We start from the raw sequence: 14546 nt of genomic DNA, 5'->3' as shown, positions 1-14546 counted from the left end.
GTTCCTCGGAGCGCCCACCCGTTGTGCTTGCCCGGTGCGGGCTTCGCCCGGCTGGGCCTAGCCGGTGCGGGCTTCGCCGGTCTGGGCTTGCCCGGCTTGGGCTTCGCCGGTTTCGGCTTGCCCGGGCTGCGTACTTCCGGTTCGGGCTTCGCCGGATTGCGCTTCGCCGGTGCGGACGTACGCGCCTGCCTTGGCCGCGGCGTACGTCGCGAACGTGGCCTGCTCCACGAGCTCCAGGTCCACCGGCCGGCGCACGATCAGCATCCGGTAGTAGAACGGCGCGCCGAGGGCGCCGACGACCGCCTCCGCGTCCGTACCGGGCGGCAGCTCGCCGCGGTCCACCGCGCGCCGCACCATGACGCCCGCCACGCCCAGGCGGTCGTCGAAGAAATCCCGCAGCACTTCCTCCGCCCGCGGGTCGCGGGCCGCGGCGGAGACCACCGCTTCGATCATGGCCCGGTTGCGCGCGTCCTCGTAGAACACGCCGATACCGCGGGCCAGCGTGCGCAGGTCGCCGCAGAGGGTGCCGGTGTCGGGCACCGGGACGCTGCCGCTGCGCTCGGTCAGCAGCGCGCAGACCAGGCCCTCCACGGTGCGCCAGCGGCGGTAGATCGTCGCCTGGTGCACGCCCGCCCGCTGCGCGACGCCCTCCATCGTCAGCGCGGCGAACCCCTTGTCGCCCAGCTCATCGAAGGCGGCGGCGAGCACGGCAGCACGGGTGCGTGCGGTACGGCCCCCGGGGCGGGCCCTGCCCGGGGGGTGCTGCGCTGTGCTCATGAACGCGCTCCGGATTGCCAGCGATCGATCACAACAAGTATTGTCCAGACCGCTAACGCGAGTCACTTCGCGTTAGCCCGCGCCCTGAGGCGCGCCCACCGGGGGACGCCGAGCACGGGGGACTCGGCATGGGGGCGCGCCCGGGGCGGTTTACGCTCCGCGGAAGCGGGCGAGGCGTTCCTGGGAGATGCGCGTCCACGGATGCTCCGGCCCAAGAACCTCCATCCGCCCATCGACCACGGCTTCCGCGTGTTCGAGGGCTTCCGCGCGCAGGCCGACCTCGTCCAGCACCCGGCTGAGGAGGGCCCGGCATGCCAGCGTGACCGGGTACGTGGGCCCGAAGACACGCTCGTGACCGGCAAAGGCTTCGCGGGCAATGGGGAGCGCTTCGGCGGACTGACCGGCCTGCGTCAGCGCAAAGGCGTAGTCGAGGTCCGCGGTCAGCGTGAGCGGGTGGTCCGCCCCGAACTCCCGGCGGCAGTCCTCGGCGAGAAGCCGCCCGGCCGCCAGGTCCTCGGCGATCTCGACCACGGAAGCTCTCGCCACGAGCGTCAGGGGATGCAGGGGGCCGAGGACCTCGGTACGCCCCTGCGCAGCCCGCTGGGTCAGCTCGATGGCCTCACGGGTCTTGTTCACCTGCCAACAGGCCCGCGACAGGTAGAGGCAGCTTTCCAGCGTCTCCAAGCTGAGCGGTCCGGAGACGCGCTCGCACCCTTCGAGGACCTGTCGGTGTACGGCTTCTGCTTCCGCGAAACGACCGAGCCGGTAGAGCGCGCGCCCTCTGCGCGCGCGGAGCCTGAGTACCGCCAAGTGCTCCTGGCCCAGACGCTGTGCTCCGAGCGTCGCCGCCTCGTCCGCGATGGTGAGGGCCGCCGCGTAGTCACCGGACCGGTGCACCGCCACCGCCAGCCGCAATACGGCTCCGGCCACGGCCTCCACCGCCTCCCGGCCGACAGCCCTGTCAACCACCACCCGACGCAGCAGCCCCAACGCGTGCGGTGCGAGCAGCGGCGTACGCGGGTCCGCCTCGCCTCGCTCCGGAACCTCCGGGAGTACCGACAGCAGCTGGCTGGCCGCCGTCAACGCCAGCGCGTCGCGCTGCTCGGCCGGGACGCCGCGCCACACGCTGTCCAGCAGCACCCCATGCGTGCGCAGGCACCGGATGCCGCCGGGGACGATCTCCGTCAGGGACTGGTCGAGGAGGCCGCGCAGGGCCACCTCCACTCGCCGCCTCGGGAGTGCGTCGCCCATGTCGACTCCCGAGAGGAGCGAGAGGGGGAGCGGGTCGCCCGACCAGCAGGCGAGGAGGCGGAGGAGGGTGACGGACTCGGGGAGGCCCTGGGCGACCAGCGCGTTCAGGGAGAACTGCCATGTGCTGCTCACCAGATGGCGAGAGTCCGCGCCCGCGGACAACGCGCCTTGGTCGAGGAGGTCGATCGGATCGACGCCGGGGCCGCCGTCCAGGTTGCGGCCGTACTCCGTCATCGTCCAGGGGTCGATGACCTGGTGGGCGAGGAAGCCGCCGGCGAGGGTGAGGGCGAGCGGGAGGCGGCCGAGGCGTTCGGCGACGGCCTCGGCCTCTTCGACCGTGCCGGCCTCCGGAGCGAGGTCGCACAAAACCTGAGCCGCGTCCGCCTTCGGCAGCACGCCGACCTGCAATAGTTCCGCGCCCGGCCACCAGTGGCGGGCCGCTTGGCGCGTCGTCACCAGGACCGTCCCCCGGGGGCTCGTCCGGAGCCAGCCGCCGTCCCGGAGGACCGCGGGGTCGTCCGCGTTGTCGAGGACCAGGAGCCAGGGGTGGTCGGAGCGGTCGAGGTGGTCCCAGACCAGGTCGGCCGCGGCGCGCAGGCCACTGCGGGCCGCCGTTAGTTCGCCTTCGTTCGCGCCTCGGTCGGCGGCTACCGCGAGCATGCCCGTACGGAGGGAGGCGGTGTCGGAGGCGTTGACCCATAGGCCGATGCGGCCCGCGGGGCCCGTTGCGTACTGGAAGAGGGTGTAGGCGACCGCTGTTTTGCCGCAGCCGCCCAGGCCGTGGAGGACGTAGACCTGGCTGCCCGAAGCGTCGGGGCCTACCGAGGCCCGCAGGCGCTCCATCAATTCGGTGCGGTCGCGCAGGACGGCCGGCGCGCGGCCCACCGAAGGCCAGCGGACCGAGTCCAGGCCGGACCATACGCCGGCGGTGCCCGGACCGCCCTCTGGGCCATGGTGATGGTGTTCGATGATGTGTTGATCGCCGGACGCCTGATAGACCCGGCCCCCGCCGTCCGCCCGTGCGTCGTTGCCGCCGTTCACCGTTCCCCCTCCGGCCCCAATGCCCCCGTATGACACGGCTGTTCAGACTAAGTCGGTGAACCCGGCACGTACAGCGGGGATTTACTCGGCCCCCCGCCCCTCGCGGAAGTCGGCCAGGAAGTCCTCGGCCTCGCGGGTCCAGGGGTGGGTGGGGCCGAGTGTGCGGGCACGGCCTTCGACCACGGCCTCGCCGTGGGCGATCGCCTCGGCCGATTCGCCGAGGGCGTCCAGGACGGAGCTCAGGAGGGAGCGGGTGTTGAGGGTGAGCCAGTAGTCCGGGCCGTAGAGACGTTCGGCGAGCGCGACCGCGCTGCGGGCGGCGGGGAGGGCCTGGTCGGGGCGGCCGGCGTAGAACAGGCCGCGGGCGCAGGACGCCGCGCAGGTCGCGGTGATGGCGTGGTCGGGGCCGAGGGCCCGGTGGCAGTCCGCGATGAGGGATGCGGCGTTGTCGGCCTCCGCCACGAGCTCCGGGCCGGTCGGTACGTCCAGGAGGAAGGCCCGGGCCAAGAGGGTCAGGGGGTGGTCGGGGCCCAGTACCGCGGTCCGGCCGGCCACCGCGCGGCGGACGAACGTCGTGGCCTCGGGAACCCGGTCCAGGGGCTGGAGCGGGTACGCCAGTGCGATGCAGCTGGTGAGGGTGTCGGGCGCGTCCGGGCCGAGGACGCGCTCGCGGTCGGCGAGCACCTGCTGGTGCAGCGCCTCCGACTCCTCGAAACGCCCGAGGCGGAAGAGCGCCCGCCCCATGCGCTCCCGCAGTCGCAGGACGGTGGGATCGTCCGCACCGAGCCGGCGCGTCGCCCGCTCCACCGCCTCCTGGGCCACCGTCAGCGCGGGCGCGTAGTCACCCGCCCGGTGCAGCGCCGTCACCAGCCGCAGCAGCGATTCGGCGACCGCCCCGACGGTCGGCCCGGTCACCTCCGGCCACGCCGCGACCCGGCGCAGGAGCGCGACCGCGTGCGGTACGAGGAGAGTGGTGCGGAGATCCGGCTCGCCACGCTGGGGTATCTCCGGCAGGACCTTCAGAAGCTGACCCGCGGCCGTGGCGGCGAGGGTGTCGCGCTGTTCGGGCGGGATGGTGCGGGCGACGCTGTCCAGGAGCACGCCGTGGGTGCGGAGGGAGCGCACCCCGCCCTGGACCAGTTCGGTCAGGGACTGGTCCATGAGGCCGCGGAGGGACACCTCCACGCGGTGGGGCGGGAGGCCGGCGGCCATGTCCACACCGGAGAGTACGGAGAGCGGGAGCGGGTCGTTCGACCAGCAGGCAAGGAGGCGGATCAGGGTGACGGCCTCGGGCAGGCCCTGGCGTTCGAGGGCGGTGAGGGAGAACTGCCAGGTGCTGCTGATCAGATGGCGGGAGTCGCCGTCGCCGGTGGCCGCCGCGCCCTGGTCCAGGAGATCGATCGGGTCGGTACCTTCGTCGCCGGCCAGGTTGAGGCTGTACTGGGCCATGGTCCAGGGGTCGATGACCTGGTGGGCGAGGAAGCCGCCCGCGAGGGTCAGGGCGAGGGGCAGCCGGCCGAGGCGTTCGGCGACGACCTCGGCTTCCTCGAGCGTGCCGGCCTCCGGGGCGAGGTCGCACAGGACCTGCGCGGCGTCCGCCTTCGGCAGCACGCCGAGCTGGAGCAGCTCCGCGCCCGGCCACCAGTGGCGGGCCGCTTGGCGCGTCGTCACCAGGACCGTCCCTCGGGGGCTTGTGCGGAGCCAGCCGCCGTCTCTCAGCACCGCGGGGTCGTCCGCGTTGTCGAGGACCAGGAGCCAGGGGCGGTCGGAGCGGTCGAGGTGGTCCCAGACCAGGTCGGCCGCGGCGCGCAGGCCGCTGCGGGCGGCGGTCAGTTCGCCTTCGTTCGCGCCGCGGTCGGCGGCTACCGCGAGCATGCCCGTACGGAGGGAGGCGGTGTCGGAGGCGTTGACCCACAGGCCGATGCGGCCCGCGGGGCCCGTGGCGTACTGGAAGAGGGTGTAGGCGACCGCTGTTTTGCCGCAGCCGCCGAGGCCGTGGAGGACGTAGACCTGGCTGCCCGGAGCGTCGGGGCCTACCGAGACCCGCAGGCGCTCCATCAGTTCGGTGCGGTCGCGCAGGACGGCGGGTGCGCGGCCCACCGAAGGCCAGCGGACCGAGTCCAGGCCGTGCCATTCGCCACTGGTCCGTTCACCAGCGGTCCGTTCACCGCCGTAGTAATGGTTCTCGATGATGTGCTGATCGCCGGACGCCTGGTAGATGCGGCTGTGGCCCTCGGCCCGCGCGTCGTTGCCGCCGTTCGCTGGTCCCACGCCGCCGTTCACCGTTCCCCCTATGGCCCCAATACCCCCGCACGGCACGGAGGTTGAGGTCAGACTAGATCACGGCGGGCAGGGGCCGTCAGGGCATGTGCAGCAGTGCGCCCTCGCGCCACTTGAGGATCTTGTCGAAGCTGACCACCGCGCCCCGGCGCCCCGTGCGGTTGCGGTAGCGGACCTGGTCGGTGAGGGCCTCGATCAAGAAAAGCCCCCGTCCGTGCTCGGCCTGGGCGGGGGCGGGGGCGTGTCGGCGGGGTACCGCGGGCTCCGTCCGCGGCGAGCGGTCGTGGGGGCCGGGGCCCGAGGCCCGGTCCTGGAATCCGGGGCCGGAGTCCGTGACCTCGATGCGGCACGTGTCGCCGTCGATGAAGGCAGTGACGCGGTACTCCTCGGCGGCGCCGTCGCCGTGCTCGACGGCGTTCGCGCAGGCTTCGGAGAGGGCGAGCGAGAGGTCGTAACAGACGTCCGGGTCGACGCCCGCGGTCTCCATCGTCCCCAGCAGCAGCCGGCGCGCGAGCGGCACGCTCGCTGCCTCCCGCCGAAGATGGAGGGACCACCAGATGCTCATCGCTCCAGCCTCCTGGCCGCGGCTCGACATATCGATACGTATTGCCGCGCTCCATGGTCGGTAAGCGTGGGTTTGACGTGACTCCGCCCATTCGGCGGACGCGGCCATTGAGCGTACCGGTGTAAAAGGCCCGTGGGCGCGCCCCTTCGCGCGCCCCTGCAATTGCGGTAGCCGGACTCCGGCCGATCTCCCGCGGGTTCTCCGGGCACGCGGGACACCGTCGTACCGATCACCCTGGTCACGGGGCGTGTGCACCCCGCCTTGGGTGACCATTTGAAACCGCTTACTGTCCGTCTAAGACCGTTTGCATCTTTCTACTGTTTGTCGGTGCACAGGCGGTCGGGAACACCAGCGCGAAAGCACGCGCGGTACCGCCGTCTGGATGCCCGTAGCCACCCCAGGATCACCCGTTCGGCGGAGCGCCGAAATGTCCGGAAGCGGCTACGGCCTCTGGACGGCCGCGCGCGTGCGCTCTTTCTCTCCCTATACCCCGCCCCGTACCGGTTACCGGATGCCCCGCCCCCCGCCATCCTGTCCGGGAGCGCCCGCCCTGCCGTATGCGTCCGGTAAGCGCAGTGGGATGATGGCGGCCGCCATGCATACTCCCGAGGGGCGCGCCGCGGCCGATCTGCGGTTGCTCAGGGCCGCGGTGTTCACCGCGGCCTGCGTCGCGCTGGCCGCCGCGGGACACATGATCGGTTCCTGCGCCACCGTCCCGCTGTGGACGCTGGGCGCGGGCTGCGTCGGCGTACTGGCCGTCGCCGTCCCCCTCGCCGGCCGCGAACGCACGCTGCCGGGCATCGCCGTCGCCCTCGCCTTCGGACAGCTCGTCCTGCACGCGCTCTTCATGGCCGGACAGCGCGGCATGGCGGTACAGCTGCCCGCCGAGGGTGTGCGGGGGCTGAGCGACCGCGCGGCGATCGGGCTCGCCCGCCAGATGACCTGCGGGTTCGGCGGCGCGCGACTGGACGCCGCCGAGGCACGCGAGATCCTCGCCGGGGCCGGGATCGACCCCGGTACGGCCACTCACGCGGCGCACGGCGCGGCCGGGAACGGCACGGCCATGCATCAGATGGCCGGGCATGACATGGCGGCGCACGGCGCGACCGGGACCGGTGGCGGCAGCGGTACCGGCTCCGGACTGTCCGCCCTCGTGCACCACTTCGACTTCGGTTCCCTCGTCGGGCTGCTGCCCTCGCTGCCCATGCTGCTCGGGCACCTGCTCGCGGCGCTGGCCGCCGGCTGGCTGCTGCGCCGCGGCGAGGCCGCGCTGTGGCGGCTGGTACGGCTGTCCGCGCCTGCCGCGCGGGAAGCAGCGACGGCCGCGACGGCCACGACGAGCGCGTTGCTGGGCGCACTGCGTACCGCGCTGCGCCTCGTGTGCGCGCTGTGCGCCGGGCTGCTGGGCGCCGCGGACAGTACTCCGCGCGCTTCCGTTTCGTACCCGCATGACAAAGCCCGGCCCGAAGAGCTCGCGCTCCAGCACAGTGTCGTCAGGCGGGGGCCGCCCCGCTTCGCCCTCGCGGCCTGACGTCACGCGCAGCTCACGCACGCCCGCAGGGCGGGACCCCCGGACGCGGTCCGGGCGGGCTGACGTGTCGTCGCCGCACGCGCGCCATCAGCCCCTTTCCCTCCTGTCTTGAGGAGTGTCCTGCCATGGACAACACCCTGCCGAACAACAGCCGGGCCGCTGCCCCCTCCCGGCGCCGTACCGTCCTGCGCCGCCTTCCCGTCGTCGGCGGCGCCGCCGCGGGCGCCGTCCTGCTGCTCGCGGGACCCGCGTTCGCACACGTCAGCATCCAGCCCGGCCAGGCCGCCAAGGGCGACTACGCGACCGTGAACTTCAAGGTCCCCAACGAGCAGGACGACGCCTCGACCGTGAAGCTGGAGGTCGACCTGCCCACCGACCACCCGCTGGCGTCCGCGATGCCGCAGCCGGTGCCCGGCTGGGACGTGAAGGTCACCAAGACCAAGCTCGACAAGCCGATCGAGGCGCACGGCGAGAAGCTCACGGAGGCCGTCACCAAGATCACCTGGACCGGCGGGAAGATCGAGCCCGGCCAGTTCCAGCAGTTCCCGGTCTCCCTCGGCGCCCTCCCCGAGGACGCCGACCAGCTCGTCTTCAAGGCGCTGCAGACGTACGACAACAAGGACGTCGTGCGCTGGATCGAGCCCCAGAAGGAGGGCGCGCCGGAGCCCGAGAACCCCGCGCCGGTACTGAAGCTCGTCGACGCGGGCGCCGCTGAGCAGGGCGGCGGTACGGACCCGGCGGCCGCCAAGGACGCCAAGGACGGCGCGGACGCCGGGACGAGCAGCACGACCAGCGCTGCCGACAGCACCGACAACACCGCTCGCGTGCTCGGCGTGATCGGCATCGTGGTCGGCGTCATCGGTGTCGGCTTCGGCGTCTTCGCCGGCCGCCGCCGCACCACCTGAACCGCCGCCGCCTCCTGAACCGACCGGCCGGCACCCGAGCCGGCCGGTCGGTCACCACAACGGATATGTCGGTCACCACAACGGACATGTCGGCCACCACAACGGACATACGGGATACCACTGAGCAATGCGCAGAACACCCAAGCTCACCGCAGCCGCCCTCGCGGCGGTCGCGGCCCTCACCCTCACGGCCTGCGGCAGCGACAGCGGCGGTGACAGCGGCGCCCCCGCCGCCAGCGTCTCCGGCGCCCAGTCGAAGCCGATCGTCACGCTCGACGACGCGATGGAGAAGCCGGATCTCGTCCTCACGGACAGCGACGGCAAGAAGTACGACCTGATCAAGGAGACCAAGGGGCGGCCGACGCTGATCTACTTCGGCTACACCCACTGCCCCGACGCCTGCCCGGCCGTCATGGGCAACATCGACGTGGCGCGCAAGCAGCTTCCCAAGGCGGAGCAGAAGAAGCTGCGGATCGTCTTCGTCACGACCGACCCGAAGCGGGACACCCCGGAGCGGCTGAAGTCCTGGCTGAACGGTTTCGGCGCCGACATCGTCGGCCTGACCGGCGACTTCGCCACCATCCAGGGCGCCGCCTCGGCCGTGAACGTCGGTGTCTCCAAGCCGGTCAAGAAGAAGAACGGCGACATCCTCGTCGACCACGGGCTGCAGGTCCTGATGGCCTCCCCGAAGGACGACAGGATCCACTGGCTCGGCATGAAGGACGCGGGGGCCGAGGACTACGCCCGCGCACTTCCCAAGATCATCAAGGGGCAGAACCCGTGAACCGCCGTACCGCATTCGCCGCCGCGCTCGCCGCCACCGCCGGACTCGCCCTCGCCGGCTGCGGCGGGGACAGCGCGCCCGAGCTGAAGGTCTCCGGTGCCTACATGCCGCAGCCCGTCATGAAGGACATGGCCGGCGGCTTCCTCGTCATCAAGAACACCGGTGACACCGCCGACAAGCTGACCTCCGTCACCAGCGACCTCTCCGACGACGTGACGATCCACCGGACCGTCGGCGCCAAGATGGAGCAGGTCAAGTCGCTGAACATCCCCGCGCACGGCGAGCTGAAGCTCTCCCGCGGCGGCAACCACCTGATGTTCATGGCGCTGAAGAAGAAGCCCGAGAACGGCGACAAGGTCTCCGTCGAGCTGCACTTCGACAAGGCGAAGCCGATCAAGGCCGAGATGCCGGTCAAGGCCACCAACTACAACCCGCAGCACGCCGGGCACCAGTAGGGGGAGAACCGCCATGCCGCTCACCGTTCCCCGCGCCGGGGCCGGAGCCCGTCGGCCCGGCCCGAGTGCCGTACCGCGCCGCGGCCGGACCGCCGCGGCGCTGCGCCTGCTGGTCCTCGCCGCCGCGCTGCTCGGCGTCCTGCTGGGCGGTGCCGCGCCGGCCTCCGCGCACGCCGCGCTGACCGGCAGCTCACCGGCGCAGGGAGCGGTGCTGCAGAAGGCACCCGCACAGGTCACGCTCTCCTTCTCCGAAGGCGTCGCGATGGGCGACGACTCCATCCGCGTACTGGACCCCAAGGGCAAGCGCGTCGACCGCGGCAAGCTGCTCGACCTGTGCAGCGGCAGCACCGTGAAGTACGGCACGGGGCTGCCGCCCGGCCTCCCCGACGGCACCTACACCGTCGCCTGGCAGGCCGTCTCGGCCGACAGCCACCCGGTCTCCGGCGCGTTCACCTTCTCCGTCGGCGCGCCCTCCAAGTCCGCCGCCGTGGTGCCCCAGGAGGAGGCCGGGGGCGGGCTGGTCGGCGCGCTCTACGGCATCGGGCGGTACGTCGCGTACGCGGCGTTCGCGCTGCTCGTGGGCGGTGCGTGCTTCGTACTGGCCTGCCGTCCCGCGGCGGCGCGCAGCCGTCCGGTGCAGCGGCTGGTCGTCCTGAGCTGGGCGACGCTCACCGCCGCCACGATCGTGCTGCTCCTGCTGCGCGCCCCGTACACCGGGTCCGGTGATCTCGCCGACGCCTTCGACCTCGGCGGCCTCAAGGAGGTACTGGGGACCAAGCTCGGCGCGGCGCTGGTCTCGCGACTGCTGCTGCTCGCCGCGGCCGCCCTCTTCATGGCCGTCCTCTTCGGCGCGTACGCCCGGGCCGGCGAGCAGGGCGACGACAAGCGCCGCAAGGACCTGGCGTTCGGGCTGGGCGTCGGCGGAACGGTCGTCGCGGCGGGCCTCGCCGCGACCTGGGCGATGGCCGAGCACGCCTCCACCGGCCTGCAGACCGCCGTCGCGATGCCCGTCGACGTCGTGCACCTGCTGGCCGTGGCCGGCTGGCTGGGCGGCCTGACCGCCCTGCTGGTCTCGCTCTACCGCGATCCGGCCGCCGTCGACGGGGCGGCCGTCCGCCGCTTCTCGCGCCTCGCCTTCGGGGCCGTACTCGTCCTGGTCGCCACCGGCGTCTACCAGTCCTGGCGGCAGGTCGGGTCCTGGCGTGCCCTCACCGACACCTCGTACGGGCAGCTGCTGCTGCTCAAGGCCGGGCTCGTCGTCGTGCTCGTCGGGATCGCGGGGGCGTCGCGGCGGTGGACGGGGCGGCTGGGCGGGGCGGCGAATGCCGCTGCGGCAGACCCGGCCGCTGCCGCCATCCCGGCCCAGGAGGGAGCCGAGGAGGGCTCCCTGGAGGGCGCGCCCGCGCCCGTACCGGTGTCCTCCGCGGCCGCCGAGGGGGAGGCCGAAGCGGCGCACTCCCCCGAGCGTGCCGCGCAGCTCGCCCGGCAGCGGGCGGCCGTCGCCGACGCGCGGCGCAAGCGCGTCCGGGACGCCGATCCGGTGCGGTACGGGCTGCGCCGCTCCGTCCTCGCCGAGAGCTGCGTCGCCGTCGTCCTGTTGGCCGTGACCACCGTGCTGACCAGCACGGAACCGGCCCGCACGGAGCAGGCGGTGAAGGACTCGGGCCAGTTCGCCGCGGCCGCCCGGCCGGTCTCCGTGACCATCCCGTTCGACACGCTGGGCCCGAAGGGCAAGGGCACCGCACGGCTCGACCTCGACCCGGCACGCAGCGGCCAGCCCAACGACCTACACCTGCGGATCTCCGGCCCGGACGGTGCCGCGCGGGACGTCCCCGAGGTACGGGTGTCGTTCACCTCCAAGGCGAAGAAGCTCGGACCGCTCACCGCCGCACTGAAGCGCACCGGTACCGGACACTGGACTGCGCGGAACGTCCAGCTGCCGGCGGCGGGCAGCTGGCAGCTCTCCCTTGTAGTCCGCACCTCCGACATCGATCAGGTGACCGAGACCAGGAACGTGAAGATCAGCTGATGACCGAGAACGCGACCAGAAACACCAGCACGGCAGCCCGGTCGGACCGTGTTTCACGTGAAACCACCGGCAGCGACTCCACTCCCCCGATGGAGATCTCCCGCCGCCGCCTCATCGGTACCGTCGGCGCGGCCGGCGCGGCCGGGCTCGTCGTCGGCGGCGCGGGCGGCGCGTTCGGCGTCTCCGCCGCGCAGGACGACGCACCCGCGCTCAGTACGCTCGGCGCCACCGAGGTCGCGTTCCGCGCCGACCGCCGTACGCCGCAGGCCGGCATCACCACCCCCCTGCAGGCCCACGGCCACCTCGTCGCCTTCGACCTGGCGCCGGGTGCCGGGCGCAAGGCGGCGGCCGCCCTGATGCGCCGCTGGTCGGCGCTGGCCGAGAAGCTGATGGCCGGCGAGGTGCCCGCCGACGACACCGGCGTGGCGCTGGACGCGGGCCCCGCCTCGCTCAGCGTCACCTTCGGCTTCGGCCACAGCTTCTTCGGCCGTACCGGGCTGAGCGCGCGGCGCCCCCTGCAGCTCGACCCGCTGCCGCACTTCTCGGCCGACGCGATCGACCCGAAGCGCAGCAACGGCGACCTGTGGGTCCAGATCGGCGCCAATGACGCGCTGGTCGCCTTCCACGCGCTGCGTACGCTCCAGAAGGAGGCCGGCGACACCGCGCGGCTGCGCTGGCAGATGAACGGGTTCAACCGCAGCCCCGGCGCCACGGCGCACCGGATGACCACGCGCAACCTCATGGGCCAGGTCGACGGCACGAACAACCCCAAGGAGTCGGACAAGGATTTCGAGGAGCGGATCTTCGTCGGGCGCGACACGGACCAGCAGTGGATGCGCGGCGGCTCGTACGTGGTCGTGCGCCGCATCCGGATGCTGCTGGACGACTGGGAGAAGAAGTCCCGGGCCGAGCAGGAGAAGGTCATCGGCCGGCGGAAGTCCGACGGCGCGCCGCTGACCGGCGGCGACGAGCACACCCCGATGGACCTCACCAAGAACGGGCCGGACGGCTTCCCCGTCATCCCGGCCGACGCGCACGCCCGTATCGCGGCGCCCGAGTCCAACCAGGGGGCCGCGATGCTGCGCCGCCCGTTCTCGTACCACGACGGCTTCCGCGACGACGGCGCTCCGGACGCCGGGCTGCTCTTCATCTGCTGGCAGGCCGACCCGCTGCGCGCCTTCACCCAGATCCAGCGCAAGCTGGACAGGGGGGACGCGCTCTCGCCGTTCCTCCGGCACGAGGCGAGCGGACTGTACGCGGTACCGGCGCTGGAGCCGTCGGGGTACGTGGGGCAGGCACTGCTGGAGGGCTGAGCGGGCGCGGCGGCCGACGGTCGGCCGTCAGCGGTCGACCGTCGGCGGATGATCGCCGGTGGCGGCGGGCGGCCCCGCGGCGGGCGAGTACGGTAAAGGTTCCCCAGCGCCCGGGACAGCAGCGAAGCCCGGAGAAGGAGTGACCGGATGTCGGCCAGCCGCTATACGTACCTCGGACCCGCGGGCACCTTCACGGAGGCCGCCCTGCGCACACTGCCCGAGGCGGCGACCCGCGAGCTGGTGCCGATGGTGTCCGTACCCGCCGCGCTGGACGCCGTCCGCGCGGGCGAGGCGGCCGGCGCGCTGGTGCCGATCGAGAACTCCGTCGAGGGCGGCATCACCACCACCCTCGACGAACTGGCCGCCGGCGGGCACCTGATGATCTACCGCGAGGTGCTGCTGCCGATCGCCTTCGCGCTGCTGGCCCGGCCCGGTACCGCGTTCTCGGACGTGAAGACCGTGACCGGGCACCCGGCGGCCCAGGCCCAGGTACGCAAGTGGCTCGGCGCTCACCTGCCGGAGTCGGTGTGGGAGTCGGCGGCGTCCAACGCGGACGGCGCGCGGCTGGTGCAGGAGGGCCGGTACGACGCGGCGTTCGCCGGCGAGTTCGCGGCCGCCACGTACGGCCTCGAGCCGCTGGTCACGGACATCCACGACGCGCAGAACGCGGCGACCCGGTTCGTCCTGGTGGGCAAGCCCGCGCGGCCGGCGGCCCGGACGGGCGCCGACAAGACCTCGGTCGTGCTGTGGCTGCGCGAGAACCACCCCGGTGCGCTGCTGGAGCTGCTGCAGGAGTTCGCCAGCCGCGGGGTCAGCATGATGCGGATCGAGTCCCGGCCGACCGGCGAGGGCATCGGCCAGTACTGCTTCTCCGTGGACTGCGAGGGGCACATCACCGACCGGCGGGTGGGCGAGGTGCTGATGGGGCTGAAGCGGATCTGCCAGGACGTGCGCTTCCTCGGCTCCTACCCGCGCGCGGACGAGGTCGCCGCCGAGGTCCGCCCGGAGACCGCCGACGACGCCTTCATGGAGGCGACGGACTGGCTGAACCGGTGCCTGGACGGGCGGGCCTGAGCGGCCGCGCTCCAGGCCGCCCTCAGTTGTCCCCAAGTTGCCCACAGGCTTGTCCACAGAGTTATCCACAGGCTCGGTTCTCGACCTGGGGACAAGTCGATTCCGGGGTGTCGCACAGTCGACAAATCGCCCTACCGACCCCACACCCGTCCACAGGCGCTCACAGCCGCCCACCACGGGGCCCGTCAGCATAATTCCCAGGAACAATCCTTTAGGGCGAGGAAATCCCACACGAAAGAGTACCCGAACGGGGTTTCAGCAAGGATTTCTTCGCCCGGGATTCAGGAAACGGATGCCGCTTTCCGACTTCCACAGAAGCAACGCACAGCCTGTGGATAACTTTTCCGAAGCAGCCCGGAGCTGTGGACAACCGGCTGTGCACAGGCCCCCAACTCCCCGCTCACGCAGGTCGGATCAGCCCTTCGGGAAACTCGCCCGCCGCCCCGCGGACACCTCCGAACCACTCCCGCGCCACCCTGCCGACGACTTCACGGACGCTCACGTCCGGCACTCCGCGGGAATTCTTTCCCGCAATTCCCCG

The 14546-nt window shown here is 72.5% G+C and carries 11 protein-coding genes; 7 read left to right on the top strand and 4 right to left on the bottom strand.

Going from position 1 to position 14546, the window contains the following annotated elements; translation table 11 throughout:
- Positions 1-57: 57 nt before the first annotated feature.
- The 4 genes from ACIGXO_RS16465 to ACIGXO_RS16450 form a co-directional block, all read right to left on the bottom strand.
- The gene (locus ACIGXO_RS16465; protein WP_399786398.1) at positions 58-777 is read right to left on the bottom strand and encodes a TetR/AcrR family transcriptional regulator; all 720 of its coding nucleotides are present in this window, start codon (positions 775-777) and stop codon (positions 58-60) included.
- Positions 778-927: 150 nt separating this feature from the next.
- On the bottom strand, positions 928-3069 hold the full coding sequence (locus ACIGXO_RS16460; RefSeq protein WP_399786395.1) for a tetratricopeptide repeat protein: 2142 nt from the start codon (positions 3067-3069) through the stop codon (positions 928-930).
- An 81-nt stretch (positions 3070-3150) separates the two neighbouring features.
- Positions 3151-5127 (bottom strand): tetratricopeptide repeat protein, encoded by a 1977-nt coding sequence (locus ACIGXO_RS16455; RefSeq protein WP_399787111.1) that lies wholly within the window; start codon positions 5125-5127, stop codon positions 3151-3153.
- Between the two features lie 301 nt (positions 5128-5428).
- Positions 5429-5914 carry an ATP-binding protein gene (locus tag ACIGXO_RS16450; RefSeq protein WP_399786392.1) on the bottom strand — a complete coding sequence of 162 codons (486 nt, stop codon included), beginning with the start codon at positions 5912-5914 and terminating at the stop codon, positions 5429-5431.
- 595 nt (positions 5915-6509) lie between these two features.
- Between ACIGXO_RS16450 and ACIGXO_RS16445 the strand changes: the two genes are divergently transcribed.
- The 7 genes from ACIGXO_RS16445 (at position 6510) to pheA (ending at position 14005) form a co-directional block, all read left to right on the top strand.
- On the top strand, positions 6510-7445 hold the full coding sequence (locus ACIGXO_RS16445) for a hypothetical protein (protein WP_399786389.1): 936 nt from the start codon (positions 6510-6512) through the stop codon (positions 7443-7445).
- A gap of 125 nt (positions 7446-7570) precedes the next feature.
- Positions 7571-8350 carry a YcnI family protein gene (locus ACIGXO_RS16440; RefSeq protein WP_399786386.1) on the top strand — a complete coding sequence of 260 codons (780 nt, stop codon included), beginning with the start codon at positions 7571-7573 and terminating at the stop codon, positions 8348-8350.
- Positions 8351-8477: 127 nt separating this feature from the next.
- A complete protein-coding gene (locus ACIGXO_RS16435; RefSeq protein WP_399786383.1) occupies positions 8478-9134 on the top strand; it encodes an SCO family protein in 657 nt (218 codons plus the stop codon).
- Complete coding sequence (locus ACIGXO_RS16430) at positions 9131-9589, top strand: copper chaperone PCu(A)C (RefSeq protein ID WP_399786380.1); 459 nt, start codon at positions 9131-9133, stop codon at positions 9587-9589. Before ACIGXO_RS16435 ends, ACIGXO_RS16430 begins: the two co-directional genes overlap by 4 nt.
- Positions 9590-9602: 13 nt before the next feature.
- Positions 9603-11618, top strand: a complete 2016-nt coding sequence (locus ACIGXO_RS16425; protein WP_399786377.1) for a copper resistance CopC/CopD family protein — start codon at positions 9603-9605, stop codon at positions 11616-11618.
- Positions 11619-11707: 89 nt separating this feature from the next.
- The gene (gene efeB / locus ACIGXO_RS16420; RefSeq protein ID WP_399787108.1) at positions 11708-12931 is read left to right on the top strand and encodes an iron uptake transporter deferrochelatase/peroxidase subunit; all 1224 of its coding nucleotides are present in this window, start codon (positions 11708-11710) and stop codon (positions 12929-12931) included.
- A 147-nt stretch (positions 12932-13078) separates the two neighbouring features.
- On the top strand, positions 13079-14005 hold the full coding sequence (gene pheA / locus ACIGXO_RS16415; RefSeq protein WP_399786374.1) for a prephenate dehydratase: 927 nt from the start codon (positions 13079-13081) through the stop codon (positions 14003-14005).
- Positions 14006-14546: the final 541 nt, after the last annotated feature.

Origin of the sequence: Streptomyces sp. NPDC053542 (assembly GCF_044544685.1) — a bacterium.
Classification (GTDB): Bacteria; Actinomycetota; Actinomycetes; order Streptomycetales; family Streptomycetaceae; genus Streptomyces.
This window is presented reverse-complemented; position numbering and strand designations above follow the sequence as displayed.

Coding starts and splice junctions, on each gene's coding strand:
- efeB (WP_399787108.1), top strand. CDS start 11,708: ATGGAGATCTCCCGCCGCCGCCTCATCGGTACCGTCGGCGCGGCCGGC.
- ACIGXO_RS16465 (WP_399786398.1), bottom strand. CDS start 777: ATGAGCACAGCGCAGCACCCCCCGGGCAGGGCCCGCCCCGGGGGCCGT.
- ACIGXO_RS16450 (WP_399786392.1), bottom strand. CDS start 5,914: ATGAGCATCTGGTGGTCCCTCCATCTTCGGCGGGAGGCAGCGAGCGTG.
- ACIGXO_RS16435 (WP_399786383.1), top strand. CDS start 8,478: ATGCGCAGAACACCCAAGCTCACCGCAGCCGCCCTCGCGGCGGTCGCG.
- ACIGXO_RS16455 (WP_399787111.1), bottom strand. CDS start 5,127: ATGGAGCGCCTGCGGGTCTCGGTAGGCCCCGACGCTCCGGGCAGCCAG.
- ACIGXO_RS16445 (WP_399786389.1), top strand. CDS start 6,510: ATGCATACTCCCGAGGGGCGCGCCGCGGCCGATCTGCGGTTGCTCAGG.
- pheA (WP_399786374.1), top strand. CDS start 13,079: ATGTCGGCCAGCCGCTATACGTACCTCGGACCCGCGGGCACCTTCACG.
- ACIGXO_RS16440 (WP_399786386.1), top strand. CDS start 7,571: ATGGACAACACCCTGCCGAACAACAGCCGGGCCGCTGCCCCCTCCCGG.
- ACIGXO_RS16425 (WP_399786377.1), top strand. CDS start 9,603: ATGCCGCTCACCGTTCCCCGCGCCGGGGCCGGAGCCCGTCGGCCCGGC.